This is a genomic window from Micromonospora sp. M51 (genome assembly GCF_018070305.1).
Taxonomy (GTDB): domain Bacteria; phylum Actinomycetota; class Actinomycetes; order Mycobacteriales; family Micromonosporaceae; genus Micromonospora; species Micromonospora parva.
This window is the reverse complement of sequence record NZ_JAGPXZ010000389.1, coordinates 1-5,718: the sequence shown is the minus strand read 5'-3', so window position 1 is coordinate 5,718 and position 5,718 is coordinate 1. Positions and strand designations below refer to the sequence as shown.

3 protein-coding genes are annotated in these 5,718 nt (G+C 70.1%); 2 read left to right on the top strand and 1 reads right to left on the bottom strand.

Annotated features, from left to right (window positions below; translation table 11 throughout):
- Positions 1 to 1,492, bottom strand: a 1,492-nt coding sequence (locus tag KBX53_RS20120) for an alpha-N-arabinofuranosidase (RefSeq protein WP_210861001.1), incomplete at its 3' end; no start/stop codon positions are given.
- A gap of 379 nt (positions 1,493 to 1,871) precedes the next feature.
- On the opposite strand from KBX53_RS20120, the gene KBX53_RS20115 reads away from it, so the two are divergent.
- Together KBX53_RS20115 and KBX53_RS20110 are read left to right on the top strand one after the other, a co-directional pair.
- Positions 1,872 to 4,244 (top strand): glycoside hydrolase family 3 N-terminal domain-containing protein, encoded by a 2,373-nt coding sequence (locus KBX53_RS20115; RefSeq protein WP_210860999.1) that lies wholly within the window; start codon positions 1,872 to 1,874, stop codon positions 4,242 to 4,244.
- Between the two features lie 234 nt (positions 4,245 to 4,478).
- A complete protein-coding gene (locus KBX53_RS20110; RefSeq protein WP_245233586.1) occupies positions 4,479 to 5,474 on the top strand; it encodes a LacI family DNA-binding transcriptional regulator in 996 nt (331 codons plus the stop codon).
- Positions 5,475 to 5,718 lie beyond the last annotated feature (244 nt).

The window sequence follows — 5,718 nt, the reverse complement described above, 5'->3', positions numbered from 1 at the left end:
GCATGGTCCAGGACGCCTGCGGAAGAGTCAGCCCGACGCTGGCGTCGGCGCCGCGTGCGGTGCCGTTGGGGCGCGGCGCGGCGTGGTCCGGACCGTCGGCGGTGTTCTTGGCGTGCAGGTCGGTGCCGCCGATGGTGACGCACTCGATGATGTCGGTGACCTGGGCGCCGGCGACGTCGATGGTCACCTCGGCCGGGGTGTCGAGGGCCCGGTTGACGAGGAAGACGCTCATCTCCCCGGTGCTGTCGTCCCAGGTGGAGACCGCGTCGACCGCGTCGACCTCGCCGTAGCGGCCGGTGGTCGTCGTGCTGCCGTCGCGCAGCACGTCCAGCACGGCGCCCTGGGCGTGCCGGGCGGTGCGGGCGAAGGGGTGGAAGATGGTCTGCCGCCAGGCCGAGCCGCCCGGCTCGGTCATGATCGGTGCGATGACGTTGACAAGTTGGGCCTGGCAGGCCGCTGTCACCCGGTCACTGTGCCGGAGCAGGCTGATCAGCAGGCCGCCGACGACGACCGCGTCGGCCACGCTGTAGTGATCCTCCAGCAGCGGTGGCGCGACCGGCCAGTCCTCGCCGCTCGGGGGCGTGGACGGGGCGGCGGACTGGTACCACACGTTCCACTCGTCGAACGCGATCATGATCTTCTTGGTCGACCGGCGGATCGCGCCTACCGAGTCGGCGATGGCGGTGACGGCGTCGATGTACCTGTCCATCTCCTCGGCCGAGGCGAGGAAGCTGGCCAGGTCGTCGTCGACCGGCTGGTAATAGGCGTGCAGCGAGATCAGGTCGACGTCGTCGTACGCCTCGGTCAGCACGTCGCGCTCCCAGCTGCCGAAGGTCGGCATACCGAGGTGTGAGGAGCCGCAGGCGACGAGTTCGAGATCGGGGTCGAAGCGGCGCATGGCCTTCGCGGTCTGCGACGCGAGACGCCCGTACTCGGTCGCGCTTCGCTGGCCCACCTGCCACGGGCCGTCCATCTCGTTGCCCAGGCACCACAGCTTGATCCCGTACGGGTCGGTCGCGCCGTTGGCGCGGCGCTGGTCGGCGAGGTGACTCCCGCCGCGGTGATTGGCGTACTCGAGCAGGTCGACGGCCTCGGCGGTGCCCCGGGTGCCGAGGTTGACCGCCATGATCGGGTCCAGGTCGGCCTTGCTGACCCAGCGCATGAACTCGTCCAGCCCGAACGCGTTGGTCTCCAGGCTGTGCCAGGCGAGGTCGAGCCTCGTCGGTCGTTTGTCGACCGGGCCCACGCCGTCCTCCCAGCGGTAGGAGGAGACGAAGTTGCCGCCCGGATAGCGCACCGTGGTGACGCCCAACTCGCGCACCAGTTCGAGGACGTCGCCCCGGAAGCCGTCGGCGTCGGCCCTCGGGTGGCCCGGCTCGTAGATTCCGGTGTAGACGCAGCGACCCAGGTGCTCGACGAACGAGCCGAAGAGCCGGCGTGGTACGGGCGCGACGCGTCGGCGGGGGTCGAGGGTCAGGCGGGCCGTGTTCACGACGTGCTCCGGCGCGCTGTCGGGGTGGGTGTTCAGGGCTGGCTCCCTTCGTGCGCGGTACGACGCGGAGATCTCTACCCGAGCGCCGAGACCGAGGGGTGGTGGAGGCGGTGTGAGCTCTGGACAACGTGATCGCGCTCGATTACGTTGTCGATCGATGTAAACGTTACCGATTACGTTTACGTAAGGGAACACGGCGCCTGGATCAAAGTGTGGACGGCCCACCCGACGGAGGGCTGCGCCGCGCAGCTGGCCGGGCGTCCGGCTCCCGCGCCTCGCCGCCACCCGGCCCGCCGCCCGCAGCGCGCGGCCCGGCGCCGGTGGCGTGGTGACCGACGAGGCCGGAAGACCAGCTTGTCGCGGTGATTGGGGTGACCGGGTGACCAGTGTTGAGCCGGCGATCGAGGCGACCTACGCCGACGCGAACGCGCCCGTCGACGAACGGGTGGCGGATCTGTTGGCCCGGATGACCCGCGAGGAGAAACTCGCGCAACTGGGCAGCACGTGGGCGTTCACGCTGTTGGAGAGCGGTCGGTTCGCACCGCAGCGGGCCCGGTCGGTGCTGGCGCACGGCCTGGGGCACGTGACCCGCGTCGCGGGCGCGACCAGCCTGAAGGCGGCGGAGGTGGCCCGGGCCGCCAACGCCATCCAGCGGTTCCTGGTGACCGAGACCCGGCTGGGGATCCCGGCGATCGTGCACGAGGAGGTCTGCTCGGGGGTGATGGCCCGCGAGGCGACCATCTTTCCGCAGGCGATCGGCGTCGCGAGCACCTGGGAGCCCGAGCTCAACCGGCAGATGGCCGACGCCGTCCGCGCCCAGATGCGCGCCATGGGCAGCCATCAGGGCCTCTCGCCGGTGCTGGACGTGGCGCGCGACCCACGGTGGGGCCGGACGGAAGAGACCTACGGCGAGGACCCGTACCTGGTGTCCCGGATGGGGGTGGCGTTCGTCCGGGGTCTGCAGGGCGCCGACCTGACCGACGGTGTGCTCGCCACCGCCAAGCACTTCGTCGGGTACGGGGCGTCCGAGGGTGGGTTGAACTGGGCGCCGGCGCACCTGCCGCCGCGGCTGCTGCGCGAGGTGTACCTGTACCCGTTCGAGGCGGCGGTCCGCGAGGGCGGCCTCCAGTCGGTCATGGCCGGTTACCACGAGCTCGACGGCGTCCCCTGCCACGCCAACCAGGAACTCCTCGCCGACGTGCTCCGTGGCCAGTGGGGCTTCACGGGCAGCGTGGTCTCCGACTACTTCGCCGTCAACGACCTGCACACGTACCACCACTTCGCCCCGGACAAGCAGCAGGCCGCGGCGGTGGGTCTCGGCGCGGGCGTGGACGTCGAACTGCCGGCGACGGACGCGTACGCGGACGCCCTCAGTCGCGCCCTGGACGCCGGCGAGGTCAGCGAGGCCCACCTCGACGAGGCGGTCTCGCGGGTCCTTCGGCACAAGGTCGAACTCGGGCTCTTCGAGAACCCGTACGTCGACGAGGACGCGGCCACGACGACGGTGAACGCCGAACGGCACCGGGACGTGGCGCTGGAGATCGCCCGCCGCAGCCTCGTCCTGCTCAAGAACGACGGCGTCCTGCCGCTGCTCGCCGAGGCCGGAACCGTCGCGCTCATCGGCCCGAACGCGGACAACGCCCGGCACCTGCTCGGTGACTACTCGTTCGTGGCCCACATCGAGGCGTTGATCGCCGCGCGCAAGCGGCGCGGGCTGCTCGGCGAGATGATGACGATCCCGGACGACCTGGAGATCGACGAGAGCATCGGCGGGGTGCCGACGGTGCGCGACGAACTCGCGGCGCGGTTCGGCGAGCGGCTGCGCTTCGCCCCGGGCTGCGACGTGCTCGATCCGTCGACGGAGGGGTTCGCCGAGGCGGTCGCGGTGGCCGCGGCAGCCGACGTCGCGGTGCTGGTCCTGGGGGACCGCTCGGGGGTGACGCTCGGGACCACCACGGGGGAGTCGCGCGACCGCTCCAGTCTGGACCTGCCGGGCGTGCAGGAAGAGCTGGTCCGGGCCGTCGTCGCCACCGGCACGCCAGTCGTGGCGGTGCTCGTCGCGGGTCGACCCGTCGGCACTGACGTCCTGCACGAGGAGTGCGCCGCGGTGCTGATGGCCTGGCTGCCGGGGGAGACCGGGGCGCGGGCGATCGCCGAGGTGCTCCTCGGCGAGGTGAACCCGAGCGGGAAGCTGCCCATCTCGTACCCCCGTAGTGTGGGCCAGATCCCCGTCTTCTACGGCCACAAGGTCTCCGGCGGACGGTCGCACTGGCACGGCGACTACGTGGATTCGCCGGTCGCCCCGCGCTACGTCTTCGGCCACGGCCTCGGGTACACCTCGTTCGCGATCGACGACGCCGTGGTGGAGAGCGCGCAGGTCCGCGCCGGGGACAGCGTCGAGGTCGAGGTCACGGTCACCAACACCGGGCAGCGGGCTGGGGAGCAGGTCGTGCAGCTCTACGTCCGGGACCCGCAGGCGACGATCACCCGGCCGGTGCTGGAGCTGAAGGCCTTCGCCCGTGTCGCGCTGCCTGCCGGTGGGCGGGTGGCGGTGCGGTTCGCGCTGCCCACCGGCCAGCTCGGTTTCTACGACCGGAGCATGGCCTACGCGGTGGAGGCCGGGCAGATCGAGGTGTACGTCGGTTTCTCGGCTGCCGACCACACTCACGCCGGCACCTTTGTCATCACCACGGACCCGGGCCAGCCGACGCCGAAGGTCTTTACCGGGACGGCAGAAGTTCGGCAGCTGTGATCGCTCACCCGGTCCCGGGAATGGTTCTTGACGCAGCGTGCCGTCCCGTTGCCAACGAGTAGAAGCAGCGCGGAAAACGGGGCTTAGTGGCCTCTTCTGCACTGTCGACTATGGGCGAAGAGGTCTTGTGTTCGTAATCGTTCTCCGTTACGTTGGCAACATCCTGGAAACGTAACCGATAACGATTGCAGTCCAGAGAGAGCGGGCATGATTGAAGCCAATACGCCGGTAACAATGAGTGATGTCGCCCGAGTCGCCGGCGTTTCCACCGCCACCGTCTCGCGCGTCGTCAACGGGCATTACGGCGTCAGCGCTCGCACCGTCGCTCAGGTCCGCTCCGCCATCGACCAACTCGGCTACGAGTCGAGTCTGGTGGCCACCAGCCTTCGGCGCAGCCGTACCAACGTTCTGGGTCTCGTCGCGCACAGCTTCCAGTCGTACACGGCAGAGGTGCTCAAGGGCGTCATGAAGGCGCTGAGCCGCTCCGGCTTCGATCTGATCATCTACGCCAACAGCGACCTCTACGGCTCCTACTCGGAGGGCTGGGAGCAGCGGCACCTCACCCGGCTGTCCGGCACCCTCACCGACGGGTGCATCGTCGTCACGCCCTGGGGTGAGGTCCGCAGCCGCACGCCGGTCGTGGCCATCGACCCGGTGCGGGGCTCGACGGCGCCGTCGGTGATGGCCGACAACCTCGCGGGCGCCACCACCGCTGTCGAGCACCTGCTCGGGCTGGGCCACCGGCGCATCGGGTTCATCGCCGGGCGCGACAGTCTGGCCTCGGCCTGGTCGCGGGAGGAGGGATACCGGGCCGCGCTGACCGCCGCCGGCGTGCCGGTCGATCCGTCGCTGATCGGTCGAGGGGATTTCAACCCGGAGTCGGCGACCCCCCTGGCGCGGGTTCTGCTGCAACGACCGGACCCGCCATCGGCGATCTTCGCGGCGAGCGACGGGATGGCCCTCAAGGTCCTCGAGGTCGCCCGCGAGTTGGGGTTCTCCGTGCCGGGGGACCTGTCCGTCGTCGGGTTCGACAACATTCCCGAGTCGGCGTTGACCGAGCCGGGTCTGACCACTGTGGACCAGTCGATGTACCAGCTCGGGTACGAAGCCGCCCGGATGCTGAAGTCACTGGTGACCGGCGAGTGGGACGAGCCACGCCAGATCGTGCTCCCGACCAACCTCGTCGTGCGCAGCTCGACCGCACCACCGACGAGCGCGGCACGACCATGACATCCGCCCATGGGTGCGCACGCCTGATCGCTCCCGACAGAGCGATCAGGTCGGCTGTGCCCGTGGCAGCAGCCTGAAGGAGGTGCACGCAGCACACACGGCCAGATCCACCGTTGAGTTGAGCCGGTCAGTCGGGTCGCATCCGCTGCCGGCACATGAAAGGAGTGGAGCGTGACTACCGAACAGTATCATGGGCGCTTACGCCGTCCGGGCGTGCGTCGACGGCTCTCGGCGGCGTTCACCG